Annotated in this window: 20 protein-coding genes and 1 tRNA gene; 3 read left to right on the plus strand and 18 right to left on the minus strand. The window is 46.4% G+C overall.

The features are described 5' to 3' along the window. Nucleotides 1–42 precede the first annotated feature (42 nt). The 10 genes from E4N69_RS09185 to E4N69_RS09230 form a co-directional block, all read right to left on the minus strand. Nucleotides 43–837 carry an acyl-CoA dehydratase activase gene (locus tag E4N69_RS09185; protein WP_253823632.1) on the minus strand — a complete coding sequence of 265 codons (795 nt, stop codon included), beginning with the start codon at nt 835–837 and terminating at the stop codon, nt 43–45. Nucleotides 838–916: 79 nt separating this feature from the next. After that, nucleotides 917–2,167, minus strand: coding sequence for a sodium/glutamate symporter (locus E4N69_RS09190; protein ID WP_253714163.1), 1,251 nt, complete (start codon nt 2,165–2,167; stop codon nt 917–919). Nucleotides 2,168–2,275: 108 nt separating this feature from the next. Then, on the minus strand, nt 2,276–4,033 hold the full coding sequence (locus E4N69_RS09195) for an acyl-CoA carboxylase subunit beta (RefSeq protein ID WP_253714164.1): 1,758 nt from the start codon (nt 4,031–4,033) through the stop codon (nt 2,276–2,278). Nucleotides 4,034–4,053: 20 nt separating this feature from the next. Beyond that, a complete protein-coding gene (gene gctB, locus E4N69_RS09200) occupies nt 4,054–4,851 on the minus strand; it encodes a glutaconate CoA-transferase subunit B (RefSeq protein WP_253714165.1) in 798 nt (265 codons plus the stop codon). Between the two features lies 1 nt (nt 4,852). Continuing rightward, entirely contained in the window at nt 4,853–5,818 is a 966-nt protein-coding gene (gctA, locus tag E4N69_RS09205) for a glutaconate CoA-transferase subunit A (RefSeq protein ID WP_253714166.1), read from the minus strand. A 128-nt stretch (nt 5,819–5,946) separates the two neighbouring features. Further along, nucleotides 5,947–7,089 (minus strand): sodium ion-translocating decarboxylase subunit beta, encoded by a 1,143-nt coding sequence (locus tag E4N69_RS09210; RefSeq protein ID WP_253714167.1) that lies wholly within the window; start codon nt 7,087–7,089, stop codon nt 5,947–5,949. Nucleotides 7,090–7,099: 10 nt separating this feature from the next. Next, nucleotides 7,100–7,495, minus strand: a complete 396-nt coding sequence (locus E4N69_RS09215) for a biotin/lipoyl-containing protein (protein ID WP_162664024.1) — start codon at nt 7,493–7,495, stop codon at nt 7,100–7,102. Between the two features lie 25 nt (nt 7,496–7,520). Then, nucleotides 7,521–7,832: an OadG family transporter subunit gene (locus tag E4N69_RS09220; RefSeq protein WP_162664025.1), complete on the minus strand. Its 312-nt coding sequence runs from the start codon at nt 7,830–7,832 to the stop codon at nt 7,521–7,523. A gap of 185 nt (nt 7,833–8,017) precedes the next feature. Next, entirely contained in the window at nt 8,018–9,226 is a 1,209-nt protein-coding gene (gene gltS, locus E4N69_RS09225; RefSeq protein WP_162664026.1) for a sodium/glutamate symporter, read from the minus strand. A 52-nt stretch (nt 9,227–9,278) separates the two neighbouring features. Continuing rightward, nucleotides 9,279–10,274, minus strand: coding sequence for a 2-hydroxyacid dehydrogenase (locus E4N69_RS09230; RefSeq protein WP_253714169.1), 996 nt, complete (start codon nt 10,272–10,274; stop codon nt 9,279–9,281). 380 nt (nt 10,275–10,654) lie between these two features. On the opposite strand from E4N69_RS09230, the gene E4N69_RS09235 reads away from it, so the two are divergent. The 3 genes from E4N69_RS09235 (at nt 10,655) to msrB (ending at nt 14,860) form a co-directional block, all read left to right on the plus strand. Beyond that, a complete protein-coding gene (locus tag E4N69_RS09235; RefSeq protein ID WP_162664028.1) occupies nt 10,655–12,757 on the plus strand; it encodes a methyl-accepting chemotaxis protein in 2,103 nt (700 codons plus the stop codon). A 19-nt stretch (nt 12,758–12,776) separates the two neighbouring features. Next, nucleotides 12,777–13,634, plus strand: a complete 858-nt coding sequence (locus E4N69_RS09240; RefSeq protein ID WP_162664029.1) for an SPFH domain-containing protein — start codon at nt 12,777–12,779, stop codon at nt 13,632–13,634. Nucleotides 13,635–13,753: 119 nt separating this feature from the next. Further along, nucleotides 13,754–14,860 (plus strand): peptide-methionine (R)-S-oxide reductase MsrB, encoded by a 1,107-nt coding sequence (msrB, locus tag E4N69_RS09245; RefSeq protein ID WP_253714171.1) that lies wholly within the window; start codon nt 13,754–13,756, stop codon nt 14,858–14,860. On the opposite strand, the gene E4N69_RS09250 is transcribed toward msrB, so the two are convergent. The 8 genes from E4N69_RS09250 to E4N69_RS09285 form a co-directional block, all read right to left on the minus strand. Beyond that, on the minus strand, nt 14,857–16,749 hold the full coding sequence (locus tag E4N69_RS09250; protein ID WP_253823633.1) for a S1C family serine protease: 1,893 nt from the start codon (nt 16,747–16,749) through the stop codon (nt 14,857–14,859). The genes msrB and E4N69_RS09250 overlap by 4 nt on opposite strands. Next, a complete protein-coding gene (locus tag E4N69_RS09255) occupies nt 16,746–18,827 on the minus strand; it encodes a tetratricopeptide repeat protein (protein WP_253823634.1) in 2,082 nt (693 codons plus the stop codon). Before E4N69_RS09255 ends, E4N69_RS09250 begins: the two co-directional genes overlap by 4 nt. 1 nt (nt 18,828) lies before the next feature. Next, the gene (gene tilS, locus E4N69_RS09260) at nt 18,829–20,280 is read right to left on the minus strand and encodes a tRNA lysidine(34) synthetase TilS (protein WP_253823635.1); all 1,452 of its coding nucleotides are present in this window, start codon (nt 20,278–20,280) and stop codon (nt 18,829–18,831) included. A gap of 84 nt (nt 20,281–20,364) precedes the next feature. Next, complete coding sequence (locus tag E4N69_RS09265) at nt 20,365–21,003, minus strand: 50S ribosomal protein L25 (protein WP_162664034.1); 639 nt, start codon at nt 21,001–21,003, stop codon at nt 20,365–20,367. Nucleotides 21,004–21,135: 132 nt separating this feature from the next. Next, a tRNA-Gln gene (locus E4N69_RS09270) sits at nt 21,136–21,208 on the minus strand. Nucleotides 21,209–21,279: 71 nt separating this feature from the next. Continuing rightward, nucleotides 21,280–21,540, minus strand: coding sequence for a septation regulator SpoVG (spoVG, locus tag E4N69_RS09275; protein WP_162664035.1), 261 nt, complete (start codon nt 21,538–21,540; stop codon nt 21,280–21,282). Nucleotides 21,541–21,587: 47 nt separating this feature from the next. Continuing rightward, nucleotides 21,588–22,472, minus strand: a complete 885-nt coding sequence (gene ispE / locus E4N69_RS09280; protein ID WP_253823636.1) for a 4-(cytidine 5'-diphospho)-2-C-methyl-D-erythritol kinase — start codon at nt 22,470–22,472, stop codon at nt 21,588–21,590. A 313-nt stretch (nt 22,473–22,785) separates the two neighbouring features. Continuing rightward, complete coding sequence (locus E4N69_RS09285) at nt 22,786–23,187, minus strand: HIT family protein (RefSeq protein ID WP_253823637.1); 402 nt, start codon at nt 23,185–23,187, stop codon at nt 22,786–22,788. Between the last annotated feature and the right edge of the window lie 351 nt (nt 23,188–23,538).

Raw genomic sequence — 23,538 nt, forward strand, 5'->3', positions numbered from 1 at the left:
GTAGACCGGCGCCGACCTTGCATTTACCGGCGTCGACCGTACTTATTTTGCTGCCTGTCCACACTTTTGATATGCAAACAGGGCGGCTCCAATTGCACCATTTAACTGGCAGTACTCACTCGTGTGAATTTTAAATCCTATATTTCTTTCTAATGCCCGGACCATTCCCTTATTCAGGGCAACTCCTCCGGTCATAACAACATCATCCTGAATGCCAACACGCTTGGCCAAACTACCGACACGGCTGGCAATCGCCGTATGGATTCCTTTTACGATATCGGGAATTTTTGCACCACTTGCCAGCTGAGAGATAACCTCCGATTCGGCAAAAACGGTGCAGGTAGAGCTGATGGTCAGTTCTTTGGTGGACTGTTCATCAAGCTTTTCCAGGTCTTCCAAATTGATTTCCAGAACCTTTGCGATAACATCGAGAAAGCGTCCGGTACCGGCAGCACACTTATCGTTCATAACAAAGTTTTCGAGCATACCGTTATCGCTGAGCTTTAACGCCTTTGAATCCTGCCCGCCAATATCGATAATAGTACGAACACGCGGGAACAAGAAATAAGCGCCTTTTGCATGACAGGACAATTCGGACATCTGTGCCGGGACTTCCTTTAACGAATTACGCCCATAACCGGTTGCAATAGCTCCGTCAAGCTGTTCTATCGAGGTAAAACCGACTTGATCCAATGCGCCTTTCATAACCCGCGCGGGCCCGCTGGTACCCGTTCCAACCGGAACAACCGCCGTTGCAACGATATCCTTTCCATCCTTGATAATAACACATTTGGAAGCTGTAGAACCGACGTCCACGCCCATTGTAAATATACTCATAACGATATACCCGCTCTCTTGCCGATTAAATCTAAGGGAAACCTCTAAAAACGGAAGTTTTTAGAGGTTTCCCTACATATTAAAGACCAAGCATGTGCTTTGCCAAATCCAAGAATTTCGTGATAATAATAGCATTGGTAATATTACTGATAAAACCGCCGATGACCGGCACGACAAAGAATGCCAACTTGGAATAGCGGTACTTGCGGCAGACCGTCTGCATCGTCGTCATCGAAACAGGCACTGCACCCAAGCCGAACCCGATGTGACCAACTGCCATAACCGCCGCATCATAGTTCCTCCCCAAGAGGTTAAACGTAAGGAAGTAACAGAACACAACAATCAGCACAACTTGCACCAGTAGCAATACAATCAATGCGGTGCCTAAGCCTGCAAGCTGCCAGAGTTTCATAGAAATAATGGACATCGATACGAATAGAGCCAGCGAGAATTCACCGACGATATCGAAAGCTTCATAGAGTACGCTGTGTTTTGCCGGATTAGTTTTTGAAGTCAGATCAAGCAAAAGGCGTGTCGCAATTCCTCCAAACATGCAGCATACGTGAATCGGAAAGTTGATTTTGAAATACTTCAATATTAAAAACAGCACTTGCCCGACTCCGCATGCAATACAGAGCATAAACACCGCTTGCAGCATATTGTATTTGTCGACTAAAGCACCCGCTGTTCCGCCGGAACCTTCCGCCTTTAATTCCGCAGCTTCTTCCTTACCGTCCAGTTCGGGATTTTCGAGGTGAAAGCGCTTAACCATAAAGTTGCCGAACGGCCCACCGATGATACAACCTGAAATCAAACCGAAGGTTGCCGCTGCAATCGCTACTTCCATAGCCGCGGTTGCGCCCGCCTCTACGGCAATGGGCGCAAACGAAGCGGCATTTCCATGTCCACCGGTCATCGGGATACTGCCCGTCATCATAGAGATGAGGGGACTGATATGGAAAAGGCTACCGACGGAGATAGCGGCAGCATTTTGCAATGCTGCAAGCAAGGCAGCCAGTACGGTAAAAATAATCACCAGCTTACCGCCTTTTTTCAGCAGCGCCAAACTTGCAGCAGCGCCGCTCGCAGCAAAGAATAAACAATAGAACAGTTGATTGACCGTTTTATAATCAAAATTCAATTCAAAAATATTGAGCGAATAGAGCAATAGCGAGAGGAGCGCAAACAAGGTGCCACCCACAACGGAAGCGGGTAAACAATATTTTTTGAGAACCGGAATTTTATTACGTAGAAACTCTCCCACATAAATTGCGATAACCGCAACCATGAGTGTTTCGAACATGCCCAATTTTAAAACAATTCTTTCCATAACTCGATAACTCCTGATAATGAATATTTTTTTGCGTAACCATCACGAGAATTACAATAGGGAACCTCTAAAACCTAAGATTTTTAGAGGTTCCCCGTAAGATCTTTTCTATTTTTTAACGAATGTATTATATTCTCTGATTGCCCTCGGAAGCAGCATTTGATGGAAAGCGCAGATTGCTTTCGGGTTCTGATAGACGGAATTCGCAAAGGCGATCATATACGCCCGTATATCATACAAACTGACGATTTCGTCGACCATACCGGTTTTGGCGCAATACTGCGGAACGGATTTTTCCTTATATTCATTAATCAGCTTATTCATCTTTTCAATGGTAGGCGTTAAATCCTTTCCCGCATCCTTGTCTTTTACTAAACGACGGCAATACATCGCAGTTGCAGCGGTTTCTCCGTTCATTACATTGATTTCGGTTGCCGCAGTACCGAGCGAGAACGCATTGGTATCGTTGCCTTGAGGCCCGCCCAACACATAGTGAGCCGCAGCAGTACCCTTTCGGAGCGTAACTTCCATCTGCGGAATATTGGAATTCTGAATGGAGTAAATAAGCGACTGTCCCAGACCGAGCAGTTCCGCTTTTTCCGCATCGTTTCCGACGTCGATACCGGTGGTATCCTGCAGCCAGATAATCGGAATCTTATCGCGAGCACAGAGTGTTACGAACTCATTCATCTTCATAAGCCCCTGCCGGTAGAGTTTACCGCCGATGCCGACTGCGCCTTGTTTGTATTCGGGATACTTCAGCAGCAAGCCTTGGAAGTTCGCGACAAGGCCGACTAACAACCCGTCAACTTTTGCAAGTCCGGTTACCATTTCGGGACCGTAGCCTTTTTTGTACTCGCTGAATTCGCTGTTATCTACCAGCCGTCCGATAATATCGTAGATATTGTATATCTTCTTCTGGTTCATCGGCAAAATGGAATACAGATCGTTCGGATCGAGCGCCGGTTCCCGCGGTTCGTCTACACGGAAAAATTCCAAATTGTAGGCGGGCAGGTAGTCCATATATTTTTTGATACCGTCTAATACGCCGATTTCGTCGCTGTACACCTCGCGGAAAAAGCCGGTTTCATTATAGTGAATGGAAACCGTTCCCGGTACATCGACGCCCTTGGATTTTTTGCTTGCCTCGATAATCTGCTCGGCGCCCTCTTCGTCGATATAGCCTTTCGGATTCATACCGCCGACGATGCCGGCGCCACCGACTGCCATATTCGCTTTCTCATGTGCGATAAGGATGGTCGGGCTGATACTGTGATAGCCGCCGCCCGCGGGGTTTGTTCCATAGATACCGACGATAACGGGAACACCGAGCTGCTGCAGTTCTACGTTCCGATAGAACGGAGTACCACCGCCGCGCCGGTTCGCATAAACTTTTTCCTGCTCGTCGAGTTTAACTCCGCTACAGTTCAGTACATACACGAGCGGAATGCGCAAGCATTTTGCCGTGTCGGAAGCCCGCAGTAAGTTTTCCGCCTGCCCGGGAACCCACGCGCCGACAATCTTCTTATTATCGGAAGCAACGATGACCGCCCACTTTCCGTTAATCCGTCCCAAGCCTTTGACGATACCGGTCGCGGTTTCAAAGTCCTGCGGATTATAGAGGCTGTTCAACGGACACCATGTACCTTCGTCAATCAGGTCGGCAATCCGCTGTAGTGCAGTCATCTGCCCTTTTTCGTTGATAGCCTCCGTCGGCGTTCCTGCTTCGTGGATTTCATCTATCAGTTTGCCGATTTCTTCTTCAACGTCTTTAATCAGCTTCTCATTTTCTTCATCAATATGTGCCAACTCCTTTCCAACTTGTTCCATATTTTGGAAATAGTTCGGCATCGAATAATCACCCATGTCTATTCCTCCAATACTACTTACTCTTCTACAGGAACTTTGATAAACGCCTGCCCGGGATCGATTTCCTCGCGGATCATCTTAATAACATCTTCGCTCGGCGCCTCAAGCAGAACAGCTTTGGAAACATCGAGGTCAAAACCGGTATTTTCCAGTACGTCTTCGGGGGAAGAGGTCGGATAGTAACCCGCTAAGTACATCCGCTTGGTCTTATCATCAAATTTGAGAATACCGCGGTCGGTAACAACGGCGATCGGACCTCTGTTTCCCGGAAGACCGAGCTTCTCACGTCCGCCGGGGCCGTCTCCCCATCCGGCGCTGGTGATGTAGTCGATTTTATCGATAAAGCGTCGTTTTTCGTGCTGCATCATAATAACGGTGTTGGAATAGGTTGCGATACCGTTTGCACCGCCGGAACCGGTAAACCGGGTAATAGGGTTATGATAGTCGCCGATACAGGTTGAGTTTACGTTGCCGAAAGGATCAATCTGTGCACCGCCGATAAAGGCGATCATACGATCGTTATCATTGAGCCATTCGTTTGCTTCAAACCCGATAAAGCGGACGTTCGGCCACTGTACACCGCAGTGAGCCATCAGCCGGTTATCGCCGACACTGCGGGGTACTTCAACCGGAGCGCAATCCATCAAACCGCTTTCCACAATCAACTTACAATGCGGAGCAAAAATCCGTTTTGCCAACGATGCTCCGATTAAAGGAAGACCGGTACCTACAATAACAATCTGGCCGTCTTTGATAGTCTTTGCGATTGTAATTGCCTGCATTTCTTTATTAGTATAATTTTTATAATTTGCCATCTTACTTATCCTCCTTTACAAGCCGTGCCGCATAACCGAATCCCGGTACAACCTTCAATTTTGCCAATCTGCTTGCACCGAGTTTATCGATATATTCGGTATGATCTTTTACGCCATATACCCATTCCTGTAGATAAGCCTTAAAATCTTCTTCGGTTTTGGTAACGCTGTCATACATTTTAAAGAAGTTTGCATCGTAGTCATAATAGTTATAGCACTGAGCGGGATGAGCACCGTAAGGGGTATGCACAACTGCATCGACACAAAATTCGGGTATCGAGTTTTTAGTCGGATCCTTTCTGATCTCTTCCTCGGTTACAAGCTCTTCGCATGTTACGATACACTTTTTTGCGGCAATCGCGATATCGATATCATGGAATTCATCACCCTCTATGGAACAGGTTCCTTCGATAGAAGCCTTTTGCACGTGGATGATTGCAGTATCCAAGCGCGGCACAGGAACGGCAACAACCTTTTCACCGGGATTGAAGGGGTTTTCCACCTCAACCAATTTATCATTGGGAAGGCGCGGATCTTTTGCACGCTCTTCTTTACTGATACCCCATTTGTTTACCAAGTCAGTGCCCTGCATCAGCCGTACCGGAAGATACGGGAGTCCGAGGGAAGATGCATGAAGCATCAGCATCAGTACATCTTGCGAATAGTCTTCCAGCAGCATTTTTTTGTTTTTTTCTATTTCGTGGCGGAAGCGACGCGCTACGTTTGTATAGCCGGAGTTTGCGATATAGCAGTTGATAAAGGCCTTTACCCTTCCTTCACCGATCAGCATATCCCAGTCGCCGCCTGCCGGGCCGGAGTACCCGATAAAATTGCCTAAGCCTTGCCGCAGAATTTCGTTTACCGCAGCATACGGCTTACGATTCGTCGTAAAACCGCCGAAGCAGAGGACATCGCCCGATTTTACATATTTTTTAATTGCGTCGTGCAATGACATAACCTTACTCATAATACATCTCCTTCCAACTATATGTACGTTCTAATGAAATAGAGGCAATCGCAAAAATTATTTTCCAGCGATAAGCTCCATTCATACAGAGAGGGAACGCCGATAACATCGGTATTCCCTCTGCATTATTACTTTCCAAAGATCAACATAAAATAACCGGCCGCAACCGCAGAACCGATAACACCGGCCACATTCGGCCCCATCGCATGCATGAGCAAGAAGTTCGTCGGATTTTCGGATGCGCCTACCGTTTGCGAAACACGCGCAGCCATCGGCACGGCGGAAACACCGGCAGAACCGATTAATGGGTTGATTTTTCCACCGGTAACAACATACAAAAGCTTTCCGAGCAAAACACCGCCGACCGTCGACATGCAGAACGCAAACAATCCCATAAAGATAATGCTAATCGTTTGCACTCGCAGAAACAACTCTCCGTTTGCCGTAGCGCCGACGGTAACACCAAGCATAATCGTAACAATATTGATCAATGCGTTTTGAGCCGTATCGGATAAGCGCTGTACAACACCGGATTCTCTAAAGATATTGCCTAACATCAGCATGCCAAGCAGTGGAGCAACCGAAGGTAGCAACAACGAGGTAAATAAAACCGTTCCGATCGGGAATACAATTTTTTCCGTCTTACTTACCTTCCGCAACTGTTTCATCTTAACAGCACGCTCTTTTTTGGTGGTTAATAGCTTCATAATCGGCGGCTGAATCAACGGAATCAGCGCCATATACGAATACGCTGCAACGGCGATCGGCGCCAGCAGTTCGGGGGCTAAGTTGTTTGCAATATAAATAGAAGTAGGACCATCGGCGCCGCCAATAATAGCAATAGCGGCAGCCTGCTTTGCCGTAAAAATCGGTAAAGCACTGGCAGCCATAAAGGTGATATAAATGCCGAACTGCGCCGCCGCTCCGAGCAACAAGCTAATAGGGTTGGCGATAAGCGGCCCGAAATCGGTCATTGCACCTATCCCCATGAATATTAAGCATGGGAAGAGGTTACTCTTGATACCGCTATAAATAATCCGCAGTACACCGGACGTATACCAAGGCTCTGCTTCCTTCATCAAATCCGCTAACGGTAAATTCGTCAAAAACATACCGAAAGCAATCGGCAACAGCAGCAACGGTTCAAACTGCTTGACGATAGCTAAATAAATTAAAACGAACGAGATGAGAAACATCACAAGCTGCTGCCATGTCAACGCAGCAAAGCCTGATTGTTGCATCATCGCCCCTATAACCTTAATGAATTCCATGCAGTGCCCCTTATTTAACCTCTACCAATACGGTATCAGTATCGACGGCATCTCCTTTCTTTACCCTGACAGCAGCCACGGAACCGGCAACTTCGGATACGATTTCGGTTTCCATCTTCATGGCTTCCAAAATAACAACCACTTGACCGACGGAAACTGCATCGCCTTCTTTTACTTTTACATCAAGGACGGTGCCGGGCATCGGGCTGACTACGGAACCGGCAGAAGCTGTGGGAGCCGACGTAGGTACCGCGGGTTGCGGGGTAACAGGTTGAGCAACGGGAGCTGCTTGAATGGCGCGAGACACCCGCTCTGGAGGACGCCGTGATAAAGATGAAGAGCCGCTCCCGACTCTTTCCACTTCAACTTCATATTTCTCACCGTTTACAGTGACTACATAATTCATACGAAACACTCCTTCTCTTTATGATCTATAGTTTCTTAATACTCGTAATTACGAATGAATTCAAAGGCTCGCGCCTTTCTTCGCTAATAGCGGCTGCAATAACTGCAACTTTTACCGCTTCGGCACCCGCTGAAGACTTTGTATTCACGGCTGTAGGGGTCGCTGTTGCAGGGGCTGCTTGAGGTTTGGTAGGTAATTTTTTCTCTAAGCCCGAAATAACTTTCGAAACAATCATAACGTAAATCGCTAAGAAGATTAGAGATAAAAACACAATACCAAGCCCAAGCAAAGATGACAACAAGCTCGTAACAAAGCTTATGTACTCTGTTGTGATCATTCATACCTCCTATAAGGAATAAATAGCTTGAAAAAGCATCCCGGATAATAGCTTTATCACTATCATAATACAAAAAGTGCTTCACTGTCGAGACAGCAAAGCACTTTTCATCTGTTCTAGGGTATCTCTAAAAGTTTGGTTCGATTTTTAGAAGCCCCCTCACAATAGATAGGTTCCCGTCAAAATTATCCGACGAAGATGCTGGTAAAGGTCTGAATAATAAACGCATTAACAAAGTCGATAAACAGCGAACCTACGAGCGGAACAGCCAAGAAAGCCTTCGTCGAGAAACCGTTTACGGAAGTAAAGGCTTCCATGTTTGCAATAGCGTTCGGAGTAGCTCCCATACCGAAACCGCAGTGGCCGGTTGCCATAACCGCTGCATCGTAATCCCGTCCCATAAGGTTGAAAGTAACGAAATAGGCAAACAAGCCCATAACAACAGTCTGCACCAGCAGGATAACGATAAGCGGAATTGCCAAGTCTGCCAACTCCCACAACTTCATTGACATCAATGCAATAGCCAAGAAGAAGGAAAGGCATACGCTTCCGATAATACCGATTTCGTCGATAGGCGTTTTGTTAGGCGTTGCATCTACAATATTACGCATAATAGCAGCAAGAAGCATCGGAATAAGATATGCCGGTAAAGACAATCCCGCTTTTTTAATAAGCGGCGTAATAAGACCACCGACACCCATTGCAATACCGATCATACAAGCTGCTTTAAAGAAAGATTTCTCGGTCATAGTAGCTTTCTGAGCGAGAGTCTCTTCATTCTCAGCTTGCTGTTGAGCCTCTTTTGCGTTTCCTTCTTTGCACACAAGGTTGTGCTTATCCTTTAAGCGTTTTGCAATCGGCCCGCCGAGTAAACAGCCTGCTACCAAGCCATACGTTGCCGAGGCAATTGCGACAACCGTAGCGCCTGAAACACCCCGTTCTTCCAAATAAGGGCCGAAAGCGCCCGACGTACCATGTCCGCCTGTCAATGGGATTGAACCCGCCGCCAAACCGATACCGGGATTAAGCCCGAACACTTTTGCCAAAGCGATGCCGACACCGTCTTGCACAACACAGAGCACTGCCGCTGCGGCCAAGAACAGGAGCGTTGCAATGCCGCCCTTTTTCAATGCGGAAACACTCGCCAAAAATCCGACGCTGGTAAAGAACACAACCATAAAGAAATTCTTTAAATTTCCGTCAAAAGTAAATGTAAACAGTCCCAGATTATGGCCTATCAACATTACAATTGAAAACAGCGTTCCTCCGATAACCGGCGCAGGAATATAGTATTTCTGCAAAAACCCGACTTTTGCTTTAATACCGCTTCCCAACAGGTACAGTATGATCGCCAGTCCCAACGTTAGATACATATCAAACGTAAATGTAATCATCTTTATTACCTCCTCATACAGATGCATTTACTGTAGCACACTATGCAGCGAATTACTGGATTTTATTTTTACAATCTCCGGTGTCGAGATATTCTTTTATGTTATCAAAAGTTGTTTCGATCATATTCAATGCAGCCTCATCGGTATAGGAACCTACGTGCGGCGTAATGATAACCTTCGGATACATATCGATCAGTTTTTCGAAAGCAGGCACAGGCAAGGTCTTACCTTTGAAATCTTTAAAGAAAATTTCAACCTCATTTTCCAACGTATCGATACCTGCGCCATATATCTTTCCACTTTCCAGCCCTTCGACCAGCGCATCGGTATCGACAAGCTCTCCCCGCCCTGTATTAATAAGGATGACGTTATTCTTCATCTTAGCAATTGCTTCTTTCGTGATGATCTTCCCGTTTTCCTTAATATACGGAGCATGGAGCGTGATAATATCGGACTTTGCAAGCACTTCATCCAGAGACATCTGCGTTACGATGTCCTCCACCCCGGTTTTCGGGAAAATATCAAAGCCGATAACATTTGCACCTAAGCCCTTAAACAGTTTGGCTGCCGTCATACCGATTCGTCCCAATCCGAGTACACCGACCGTACAATTCCGTACTTCGCGCGAGAACATCTGCTTGTCGACGATAAAGTTCTTATCTTTTGTTTTGTTTCCGGTATAGGTAACATTCCTCAATAGCGTCATTGCCAAAGTCAGTGCCAGTTCCGCGATTGCATTTGGAGAATAGAACGGCACATAAGCCATTTTAAAGCCTAGTTCTTTTGCGTATGGTATATCGATATGGTTAACACCCACCGTTCGGGTCAATACGTATTTAACGCCAAGCTCTTTGTAGATATCTAACCGCTCCTTTGTCGCAAAGCAGTTTCCGCGTAATACGACAACGTCATGCCCTGCAGCCTTTTTGGCGGTCGCCTCGTCGGTTAAATATTCGGGAATTAACGTCATTTCGTACCCGAATTTCTTATTTACCGCCTCAAAGATAGGCCGTTCGACATCACGTACGCCATAAAAAATAATTTTCATGTTACAGTGCCTCCTTATATTACATACACCGAAAAAAGCGCAACCACCATTCCGTCAATCAATAGTAAACACACTTATCCATCTATCGATAAATCTATAAATGAAAACACTAACTGCTTATATATATTGATATAGCGAATTATGATGTTCATACTCATTCCGGTATTGTTTAATCTTACAATGCCTCTATTGAGTTGTCAAGAAAATAAATAAATTTATTTTTATATGACCGACAATATCAAGACTATTCTAAACATTTAGTGTTGTATTACCATGCAGAAGCATAGACAGCCATAAGCAAAAGGACTAAAATACATCCGATGTAGTCGGATCATGTAGATACAAAATTACACCCACGTTTGGAAAGGAGCCCTACCCTTATGGAAAAAACAGCACCGAAACGGTTTCCAATCCGCTATAAGCTCATCCTTATTTTCGGTCTTTTGGTAGTAGTTGCCGGCATTACAGAGGCAGTCCTTGCTATTCACATCGCACGCAAAGCCGTAACCGAGAGAGTCGAAACACATTTAACAGACAAAGCGGTAGACATTGCGAATATTATCGACGGAAGAATAACCGCACTCTATCAATTCCTTAACGGCATTGCCCGTATGCCTTTTTTAACCGACCCCGCATATTCGTATCAAGAACGAGTTGTACTCTTACAAGAAGAGGCTGCAGCAAACAGTAAAATTATTGAATTAGATATAACCGATCCCAATGGTACATTCTATTATGCGGGAAATACCGTTCAAGTAGGCGACAGGGTATGGTTCCAAACAGCCCTTTCGGGAACCCCCTTTATTTCAGAACCGTATAGAGAACGAGCCAAGGGAACACTTGTCATCACGCTTGCAGTTCCCATATTCGACGAAACCCATCATGTACACAGCGTTCTTTCGGCAGATGTCAGCGGATTGCTCCTTACACAAAATATCGAAGATATTGCCGTCGGCAAAAGCGGGTTTTGTTATATTATCGGTTTAACGGGAACTACCATTGCCGATAGGGACGCTTCTTTAGTGGAGTCGCTGTTTAATGCTTCCGAGTCGGGGAAAACCGATACAAGCTTGGCCAGCCTCGGAACATTTGAACAAATTGCTCTAAAAGCACAAAAACCTGCTATTGGTCATTATGAATATAAAGGAATTTCAAAAATAGCCGCATACGCAAAAAGCAATATCTCAGGATGGACGATTGTTGTTAATGCGCCTTATAATGAATTTATGGGGACAGTCAATTCGATGAGTATCACAATGATGACTATCGGTATTTGTATATTTATAACGGCTCTTATCATCGTCTATTTTGTCGCTCTTAAATTGGTAAAACCTGTTCAGACAGCAGTCTATGCATTAAAAGATATCTCGCAAGGTGAAGGAAATTTAACGGTCAGACTACCGATTACGGGTAATGATGAAGTGACCGACATGTCCGAATACTTTAACCAAACCATTGAGAAAATCGGCAATTCGATCAAATCCATCGGAATAAGCAACGCCGAAATGGAAGCTATTGGTAATAAGCTTGCAAGTGATATGGTACAAACTGCAAGTGCAGTAAATACAATCAGCTCCAATATCGAAGGCGTTAAACAACAAGCACTCACGCAGGCGGCAAGCGTTACCGAAACGGCAGCAACCGTTGAAGAAATTATCCGTGCCATAAAACAACTTAACAGCAATATCCAAACTCAAGCGACGAGCGTTGCGCAGTCTTCATCTTCGATCGAGCAAATGGTAGCAAATATCGCGTCCATTACCGGTACGCTCGAAAAGGCAAACGGAGCGGTAAAGAGCCTCGCAACCGCAACCGATGACGGTAAAACAACACTCGTAACGTCAAATACCGTAACACAAAAAATTGCCGAAGAATCCGGTTCGCTGATGGAAGCCTCAAGTGTTATTCAGCATATTGCATCACAAACAAACTTGCTTGCAATGAATGCAGCCATCGAAGCGGCTCATGCGGGAGAGGCGGGGAAGGGTTTTGCCGTTGTCGCGGATGAAATTAGAAAGCTAGCGGAAGATTCCGCCATGCAAGGAAAAAACATAACAACGACGCTTAAAACACTCAGCGGTGAAATCGAGACGCTTTCCGCCTCTTCCAAAACCGTAGAAGAAAAATTCAATGCTATCTTTCATTTAGCCGGGCAAGTAAAAGATATGAGCGATACACTTACCCACGCAATGCGCGAACAGGAGAACGGCAGCAAAGAAGTACTGGCTGCTATTAAGAATATCAATATGGTGACTACGGAGGTACAAGCCGGATCCGAGGAGATGCTGAAAGGAGGGGAAAGTGTCGCAGAAGAAATGCGGAAGCTCGATGATCTTACCCGCATCATCACTGATGGCATGAACGAAATGGCTGCGGGAGCAGTACAGATCAATAATGCCGTTCAAGAAGTAAATGACATAACACAGAAGAATAAACGAAGTATTGAAAATCTAACAAAAGAAGTAGGCAAGTTTAAAGTCTAACCAGCAGAAGAGGATAAATATGAAGAAGGTATGTATTATCACGGTAATTGTACTCGCATGCGCGACATCGGTGTTCTTTTTCGGGTGGACACAATTTTCGGTTCCTGCAGGGAAATACGGTATCATGCTGTCGAAGTCGGGGGGATATTATCCCCAAGCGATTATGCCCGGGAATTTTACCTGGCGATGGGAGCGGATTGTTCCCACAAATGCACAGATACTGGTATTTGACCTTACGCCGCGGCAAGTAAATTATGCGGCAGACGGTATGCTCCCGTCGGCAGACCGATACGCCAAAGTATTGAATACAAAAGATGATTTTTCATGGGCGTTTGGTATCGATGCTCTCGTTACCCTGAAAGCCGAACAGCTGGTACCGGTTGTGGAAAAAAATACTATCCAAACGCAGGAAGCGCTTGAATCGTACATCGATTCGCATATACGTGCAATACTGCAAACAATTATGTATCGCTATATTTCGGAACTGATCGACAATCCCTACGAATATCAGCAAGTAAAAACCGATTATCATCTGCTTTCAGAAAAGCTCAGAGGCGAACTTGTAAAAACAATCGGTCAAGATTTCTCCGTCGAAGCTGTTACTTTAACGAAACTCACCATTCCCGATATCCATACCTATAAGATTGCGGAACAAGCTTATAACACGTATGAACAACAGCGCGAAATGCTTTTGGCGGAAACAGCGGCAAAAGAAGCACAATACGCAGCATCGGAGCAGTTCCAGATAGATCGGCTGACGAAATGGGGAGACTTTCTGGCGAAATACCCGAATATCATCGAACTGATTGCCGTCGCACAACAGGATTCCAAAGCAGCGCTCAACGCTTTAAAATCCTTAGAAAAAAAACAGGAATAATTACGAATTTGTAACTCAATATTATAGCTTTTTGTTCATTATAAGACTGCCGTTTGGTAGGTCATACCGACCTCCCGAACGGATATTTCCAATCGAATATAACAAGGAGCTAAAAAATTATGGTTCATAAACGTATTCATTTAGCAGTACCACTCTGCATTGCCCTGACCCTCTGCAGCTGCGGGAAAGCACAAGCCGAAGAAAAGCACAAACTACGAGACGAAAGTAACACACAGCCAACGAAAAACATCGGAAACGGAGGTTCATCTATGGTAACGGCAGGAAACATAAAAGAGATTTACTTAGCCGGAGGCTGCTTTTGGGGTGTTGAAGGATACTTCCGCCGGATTGCAGGCGTCGTTGAAACCGATACCGGATATGCGAACGGCACAACCGATACAACCGATTATCAGCGCATACATGGCACCGATCATGCCGAAACCGTCAAAATAACCTACAATACCGGCGTTATCGCACTCGAAGAGCTGTTGGAGCACTATTTCCGCATTATCGACCCGCTTTCCGTAAATAAGCAGGGAAATGACGTCGGCAGGCAATACCGTACCGGCATTTACTACACCGATAAAAAAGATGCACCGGTTATTCAAGCGTTTCTAAAACGGATGCAGGCAAAGTATGCACGCCCGCTTGCAGTAGAAACGGAACCGCTGCGGAACTTCGTATTGGCAGAAGACTATCATCAAGATTATCTTGAAAAAAATCCCAACGGCTACTGCCATATCAACTTAAACCTTGCCTCCGTACCGCTCCACGATGAAGCAAAATTCCAAGCACCTGATGCAAAACAGATTAAAGAACGGCTGACACCGCTGCAATATAGTGTAACACAGGAGAAAGCAACCGAGCGACCGTTTACCAGCGAGTATGATAAGTTTGAAGGAAAGGGAATTTACGTTGATGTTGTTACGGGAAAGCCGCTTTTTTCTTCGAGCGATAAATACGATGCAGGCTGCGGATGGCCGAGCTTTACCAAACCGATTACCTCGCAGGCGGTTGATTTTACGCCCGATGGCAGTCACGGTATGAACAGAGTTGAGGTTACCTCAAAAACCGGCGGCGCACATTTAGGCCACGTTTTTGACGACGGCCCGCAGGATAAAACAGGCTTGCGCTATTGCATCAACGGAGCATCACTGCGGTTTGTTCCCTACGAAGAAATGGATGCCGCCGGCTACGGAGACTATAAACAATACGTAAATCCCTAAAAGTATGACGGATTGTCTAGGTATGCCCAGATGTCTATAAAGGTATCGAGATAGGCGGACTTCCGGCGTTTGGTATAAATCCGGGTGAACAGGGCTTCTTCGGCTTTTTGCACTTCCATCTTATGGATTTCAAGGTAGTCTCCGGCGGAAAAACCTGTTTCATCGGCGTAGCTACCGGGAATAACTTCCGTTATCCGAAAAGATTTTTTTCCACCGGCGCTTTCAAGATACATTCCATACGCCGGCAGCATAGCCCGCGCGCGACTATCCTTACGATACACCAGCTCGGCTGGCTGTCCGGGGCGGGCTTCCAGCTGTACATACCAATCCTGCCGCGTTTTTTCCCAACGGTGCTCCTTCCGTTCCGCCCCGCCCATATTGTCGGCGGCATCACTCGTAGCGCCCGCCGTATCGCCGGTGCTGATATGTGCGGTACCGACCGCGCTATTACCCGAGCTGCCGATTGCATCGGGAGCAGTGCTGACATTTGCATTTCCGGTAGTGCCTGTTGTATCGGCGCCCGAACCGGAAGGACGAGCATCATTCGTAGAAGAAGTATGCAGGGGGGCATAGCCTGAAACTTTAACGATAGTACCGGCGCTCAACCGCATCAGTTCGGCCTGCAGTGCTTCCAAACTGGGAACCGCCCGACCATTCAGATGAGTAATAACGGCACCGGCGGGAATAACAGACGCAGACGATCCCGGCACTGCATAGACCAGTTCCGTTCCTGCCGCCTGCTGCGGCGACTCCTTTACGGAAACCCCATAGCAGGACATCCATGCATGAACGGTTTCGCCGCCTGCATAGAGCTGAGGCAGGATAAGGCGCAGCAGTTCCACCGGTATTGCAAAGTTTAAACCTTCGTTGCGCTCCAGACCGGCAAACACAATCGCCTGTACCCTACCCGCCTCGTCGATAATCGGCCCGCCTGAGCTACCATGATTAACGGGCGCATCGATCTGCAATACGCTGCCTAAAGACAGAAGCCGCCGGTTTTGCGCCGACACGATACCGGAAGTAAGCGTCTGTTCCAATCCGGCGGGCGAGCCGATCGCATAGATTCTACTACCAATGTTTAAGTCTTCCGAAGAGCCGAGCTGAAAATACACTTCGGGATTAATCTCCGTTTTAAGAAGCGCGAGGTCGAATGTCGTATCCCAGCCGACTACCTTTGCCGGTATCCGCACCGTAGGATTTTCCGCACGCTTGATGTACACACGGGAAAATCCTTCGTATTCGGGATCAACTTCGCTTTGAATAACATGATAGTTTGTAATGAGATAGCCGTTAGCGTCGATAAAAAACCCCGAACCGATCATCCGGTCGGCTCTCCCTAACCCTTTTTCAATCGTCATACCGCGGTCAACCCACACCGTCACGGTTCCTTTCATCATTTTTCGAACCGTTTCCAATGACGGCGCATCATGTACTCCGCCGGATAATCGGGCAGTATCCTGAATCAGCGCATCAAATTTCTTTTCTTTCCATTTATTCCGCTGCGCCGACACAAGTTTTTCCTCACTCCACTGTGCAGGCGTATGTCCTAATGCGGTGAGCGATCGGAATATTTTGAGCGCTTCATCCCATGTACCGTTTTCGACAGCCTTAAAAAACAATTCTTCAACAGCGCTTTTGGAGTCTTGATACAACGTGTTTATTTCATCGGTACGTTCGGTATACAGCGTTAAACGCTTTGCCCGCAATAGGGCATCGAGCGGTTTTTCTGCGATAAGGCCGCGAACAGCTTCAATCTCCCGTGTTACGCTGCGACCGTCCGCGTAATTGACACTTTGAGAAAAAGAGGGTGTAACAGAGGTACAGGCGCCGAAAGTAACCAAAAGTACAATCAGTGCGGATATGTTATACAAAAACCGACCCAATCTCACTTTTGTCCCTCAACTTTCACAGGAGCTGCCCGATCGGGAATGCGCAACATTTGAACAAACACAGCGCCTTCGGAACGGACGGCATAGAGCTCATAACTTCCGATTAATATCGTCCGCGCTTCCACATCGGAATCGGTATCCTTGAACAACGCTGTCAGTTTTTCAGCGACTTTATCGGAAAAAGCGGGGCGCATTTCGAGCCAATATACATTATATGAAGGATCTTTTATCAGCGGCATACTCGTTTTGCCGATAGTCAAGCGTTCCGGGATTCCTTTTTTATAGTATACCGACACCGGCAGCCCCGAATACCGATGTTTCCACACCGTCTGAGCATTTCCCGACGGAAACTGCGTATACTGAATTTCCGGCGTTCCGTCTTCATTTTCATCCCAATTTTTTATAACCGTCCCATCCGTCTTGTAGAGTTCGTAATATTCAAACAACTTATTTTTATTGATATCAACCGAAATCTTATCGAGCTTTCCCTGTTTGCCATATTGCTCCAGCACTTCAAAAAATCCGTCGCCGTCATAGTCATACTCTTTTTGTGCAAGTACGCCGTTCCGGTACCGAGCAAGCGCAAGCGTTTGCGTCCCCGTCTTTATTTCAGCCGAAATAATCCGGCCATCTTCAAAGTGCATCCGCATAACCGCATTTGTATCAAACGGTGAAGGTTCTTCACTGTATAACACCGAAAAGATAAAATCATGCTCTTGCAGCAGGCGGGCATTGTTGCGTAACCGCAGCGTAAAGAAAGCCGGGGCTTCCGCATCGGTATCGCGCAGTCTTAAATCAAGTTCGGTCTGAGCAACCGGCTCCCATCGAAGTGCAAGCGGACGCATGATATACTCCCGCTTTTCCGCCTTTTGTACAATAGAATGTACTGCCGGATAGCTGTCATATTGGACGGCATAACCGTTCTTCGCCGTAACAATAAGATCGGGGGCGCCGAAATTGCACTGTATCTGATATTCATACACCTCATCCTGATTCAGATCGAAAAAGGCCGATACGGGGCGTCCCTGTTCAAAGAAAACAGCCGCATTAGAGATGCCGTCACCGTTATCGTCCTCTAAAAGTACGCCGCTAAAGATTTTAAGACGATTGCCAATCTCTTTTCGCATAGCATCCGTGCCGGTCAGCCGACATAACTCGATAAGCTGATCGGAATACAAGGCGGACACGGGTGCTTTAATATTTGTCGTTTGAGGTAGGTGGTCGGCAACAGTGGTACCAAAAAATTCTTTGACGGCGACCTTTTCATCGATAACGCCGTACCGGAGCTCCGCGAGCACCGCGGCAAGCTGCGTCCGTGCATCAAGCTTTTCGCTGTCTGCCGCATGCATATTACGGTACACTTTTAAACGGCGGCTGTTTTCCTGCGGGTTAGGGTCAAAGGGAGCTGCATACACTGCCAGCGACGGCTCCTGTTCAATCCAGACATAGAGTTGCTGCAAAAGAGAGTCGGCAAGTTTTTTCCCCGCGCGGGTCATCGCTTTATCCCGCTCCTGTAAAAAGAATAGCCGAGGGAACCGAACGTCAAAACTCCAACGGTTTAACGCAGTTTCGATTACCTCCCGCGCCTGCCCGTCACGCCCTAACCCATAGAGCGCAGAAGCGCGGTAAAAGTCACGGTCGGCGGAATCGAAGGCAAGTGAATCCAATACTTGAAGTGCTTCGTTATAGCGTTCGGTTTCAGTATAAAGGCGGGCAAGGAGTAAAACGAGCTGGTTCCGATTATAGATACGCAGCTTTAATCCCTGCGTCAGAGCCGTTTCCGCAGCATCGAGGCATTGTGCGCGCGTGGCATTCAACCGGATAAGGCATTGAGCCTTTAAATAAAAGAAGTCTGCAAAAGAATCGTCAAACGTCATGCCTTTTTCGACATATTCAAGAGCTTCCGCATAGTTTGCATCGGTATAGAGCGCGGCGGCCTTTTGCAAATATTGCAGCGCATACGAGGTATTCATTTGCTGTAATTCACGGTTTACCGTTTGCGAATACACTGCCGTTGCAGGTAGTAAAAATACCAGCAGCGTTTCTATTAAAAGGATCCGCTTTATAGTCTTGAGCATTCTATTGTTCCTCCACAAACCAGTCTTTATATCCAAGGAAGCTGCCATACAAGGCGCGTATACGAGTACGCCTCCGAATACAAGTGTCCTCTATGATAATCGGCAAAAGTTCGCGAGCAAGTGAATCAACCTGCCACTCATTTAAAATTTTTTTTACTTCTTTTAAATTCCCCGATTTCATTTGAATCCGATCGCTGCCGCGCCTGGACCTAACGGAAATGGGAAGTGTAAAAGGACCTACTCCGTTGCTTTTATCCTCGCTATCTCGTACAAAAATACCGTCGGCCGTATGATAAACTACCAACTGCCCCAAAGGATACGCATACTCGCCGCATTGCAGAATAGTAAGAAAGTATGACTTTTGATTATACAGCGTAAGATAGGCCGTGCTGTCAAAAAGCAGGATACGATCACCGCGGCGTTCCAAGCGGAGAGCGCCGGCAGCAGTAATCTTTGATCGAGTATCCGGTTGCTTTTCCATATGAGAAGCCACACATTCGGATGAAAGCCGAAGGAGTATGCCAAGCGGAACCCGTGTCCCGATACCGAGCCGGCGACACCCTTGTTCAAGTACCCTGAGCCGCAGCGCAGGATGAAGCGAATCGAAGAAATCCGCCGCGATTACAAGCGCACCGTGCTTGCATTGCGCCCAATTTGCCGCGTCGGCCACGCTGCTTGCATTGTCGGCCATACCGGTAAAGGTTTCGCGCGCAGTGGCCAGCGATTCCTCGCAAAATGAACGATCCAAGGCAATCCGTTGCAAAGTTTTATCCAATCCGGTGCGCCATCCGCCGAAGGTTGCAGCTAATGCCGGTACCAAGTAATGCCGGATTCGATTACGCAGATACGTATCTTCCGCATTGGTGGCATCCTCACGCCATACGATACCCTGCTGCCGTAAAAAGGCTTCTATATCGCTCCGTTCTACTGTAATAAGCGGGCGTAAATACCGTCCGCGCCGTATCGGCATTACGGGTAAACTCGCCGTGTTGCCGCCTTGGAAGAGCCGCATCAGTGCTGTTTCATATACATCGCTGCGGTTATGCGCCGTTACGATATAGTCGGCACCAACGGAAGCGGCGGTTTCTTCAAAAAGCCGGTACCGAAGCGTACGTGCGGCATCCTCCATTCCACGATTGCGTTCTTTTGCATAACGCGCCACTTCTCCGGCGGGGATTTCCGCAATAACACAGGGTACCGGCGGCTCTAAACGGCTGCACAATTCGGCGACAAAGGCTGAATCGGCAGCGCTTTCTTCCGCACTGCGGATATTATGATTAACCGTAACGGCGGTTAATCGGCAGTGGAGCCGCGTCTGTAATTGATGAAAAGCTAATAGCAATGCCGTAGAATCCGCACCGCCTGAACACGTAAGAAGGAAACTATTCGGGTTATGTGTCAAAAATGATTTAAGATTATCAAAGACGGCATTGATAAGCGGATGAGAATACATACAATGAGAAAATAAAATGTTTTTGAGGAAAAGACAAGAACAGAAAAAAAGTGCAGGTGTAAGACCTGCACTGTAATGAGAAAATTAGGCTTTTGCGTCCGGGGTCGCAGCATCCGCGGGTGCGGCACCCTCTGCAGAAGCAGCTTCTTCTGTGGGTGCGGGAGCTTCTTCTTTGGCAAATTTAACCATTGCAACCGCCAAATCGGCATCCGTTAAAATTTTAACGCCTTCGGGAACTTTAATATCACGAACGTGAATTGCTTCGTTAGCGCCGAGTTTTTCAACATCGACAACAATTCGTTCAGGCAAGTCGCGCGGCAAGCATTCAACTTCAAGTTCCGCAATACCGGTTTCCAAAACAGCGCCTTGACGGCATGCTTCAGGAGATCCTGAAAGCCGGATCTGAATTTTAGTCCGCAACAGTTGGCCGCGTTCAACGGCATAGAAATCAGCATGGAAAACTTTATCGCTTACGATATCATATTGATAATCTTTGATAAAAACTTCAAACTCGTCTTTCTCGTCAACCTTGACGGTAATAAGGGTACTCTCAGTAACTGTTTTGAATAATTTTTCAAAATCGCGATAGGGAACTTCAATAGCTGTTGAACGACCGGCATTATCATAAATAACAGCGGGTAAACGATTGGCTCTACGGCATTTTGCAGCAGCAGCTTTTCCAAAACCTGTCCGACGACAGGCTGTCAAAACTCTCTCTTCCATAATCAGGAACTCCTTTGCATATAAAGCAAACAAGAGGCTCCTTCCGTACGAAAAGCCCCTTTTTTTCTATTTACATTCATATAAAGTCAACACGGATTATTTTGCAACAAAATAATCCGTCTTTCCTTCAGACTGGGACGGTAGGATTCGAACCTACGGAATGACGGCACCAAAAGCCGTTGGCTTACCACTTGCCGACGTCCCATTATAAAAAACTGTACGTTTACGTACAGCAATTTCCAAATCTTTTACAAACCGATCTGCATAACGCCGATTTCAACTTTCAGCAGAAGTCTCGTATGCGGAAAGTATCTTTTCTTGCAGTACCGATCGGAATTCAGGCGTTATCGGATGCGCAATATCTTTATACGCCCCGGTCTTCGTTCTGCGGCTTGGCATCGCAACAAAAACACCCTTTTCTCCTTCAATCAGCTTCACATTGTGCAATACGAAGCAGTCATCAAAGGTAACGGTTGCATAAGCCTTTAATTTGCCTTCAGCTACAGTCTTCCGAATTTGGACATCAGTGATTGTCATACTATGCCCCTCCTTACGGTAGACTTATTATACACCGCAAAGTATTCTTAGGCAAGTAAAAGGAACGGTTTACACCAGCTCCATCTTTTTGCCAAGACTTGGAAAGCGGAAGCCATAAGGCTCTCAGAGCTAAACAATCCGAAAACAGCCGAACCCGACCCGCTCATCTGTGCAAATGCTGCACCTTGTTCGTAAAGCTCTTTACGCACACGACCGATAACGGGGTAGCGCTGCTCAAGCACCGGCTGAAAATCATTTACAAAACGCCATGTTTTAAACGGAGCCATATACTGTGCAGCAAGCTTTTCATATCCCCACGCCTCACACTCGTGGGATAACGCTTCTTTTTGGTTGTCCAGCAGTTCATACGCTTCTTTCGTTGAGCTCTGTACATCCGGCCAAATCAATATGCCGAAACAATCAGTACGAGCCCGTATCGGTTCAAAGACTTCACCCCGTCCTGTAACAATTCCTGCCGAACTTTTTAGAAAGAACGGCACATCGCTTCCAACCTGTAAGGCAAGTGTTGTAAGCTCGGAATCGCTCAACGGCATCGCAAAAAGCTCATTTGCCGCTTTCAACAAAGCGGCCGCATCGGAAGAACCTGCCCCCAAACCGCTCCCTGCAGGGAGATTTTTTATCAGCCGCACCCGAACACCGGTATCAACATCCGACACATTACAAAATGCTTTCCACGCTTCGGTTAAAGTGTTGCCCACCGGTAAAGGCATCAAAGGGGATTCAACCGTACAACTACGTGAATCGCTCGACTTTTCTAGAGAAAGATAATCCGCTATTGAAATACGCTGAAAAATACTTTCGAGGTTATGGAAGCCGTCTTTTCTTTTTGCCAGAACCTTTAGATGAATGTTAATCTTTGCATAAGCACAAAGACTAACCACATCGGCACTCATGCTTGAAGCATTATTCATATAATATGAGTTTTGTCAATACTGCAATTTTTTTGAAAATATACGGTGCATCTACTTCGTTGCTGCGCACAAATTAATCCTCAACGTATCAAAGATACGTCTGCGGTTAATTTGTACTCGCGCCTTGTATCTGTACCGTCTATTTTCAAAAAGCATTTGTTCTACCTAACCTCTTTATTTTACGATTTTGATCTATATTGTCTGATGCAGTTTGTCCTTCTTCTAAAACAAACCGTTCGAAATTTTAAGTAAAATTTCGAACAGAAGGAAGGCAACCGCTAAAAATATTTTTAATGCGGTTGCCCTGATACTCTTAGATTTTGAGCTTTTTGTAGGTTTCTTCGAGCGGGTGTACTGCTCCACCGAATTTCGGGAAGCTCGGCACGGCATCACCTGATTTTCGCGGAATCAAATGTATATGCAGGTGAAAGACCGTCTGCCCTGCACATTGATTATTTGCATTGAGCATATTGACACCCTCGTATCCGCAGTCAGTCACGCAATGGTTGGCGACCTTTTTTACCGTATCCATTATATGATGGAGCGTTGCTTCATCCGCATCCAAGATATTTGTAACATGTTTTTTGGGGACGACCAGCATGTGACCGTCAACATCTTTTGCAATATCCATAAAGACAATCGTATATTCATCTTCATAGATTTTCATGCACGGAATTTCACCTTTAATAATCTTACAAAAAATACAATCATCCATCGTTAGCTCCTGTTATTTATTGTAAGAGGAAACCTCTTTGCCGTCAATCATACGTCTTGAACATCCTCTTTATTTTGCGGGAATATCCGGAAACCGTCTGATGAAGTTGCCCTCCTTCTGTGTGAAATTTTGTCAAAAATTTCACACATTTTATTTTACCAGAAAGGTAACCTCATCAGACAAATAGAACAAAATCGCAAAATAAAGAGGCTGTGAGACCATTTGAACCATCTTCAACTGCTGTACATCCGTGTACATCAGTTGAAGGCGAGTTTTGTGCACGCACAAAACATCGCTGCTGTATGGAACCACTGCCATCCTTGGCAGTTCTGGTTGAACGGCATCAATTAT

The sequence above is a fragment of the Treponema sp. OMZ 906 genome (assembly GCF_024181185.1).
GTDB lineage: Bacteria > Spirochaetota > Spirochaetia > Treponematales > Treponemataceae > Treponema.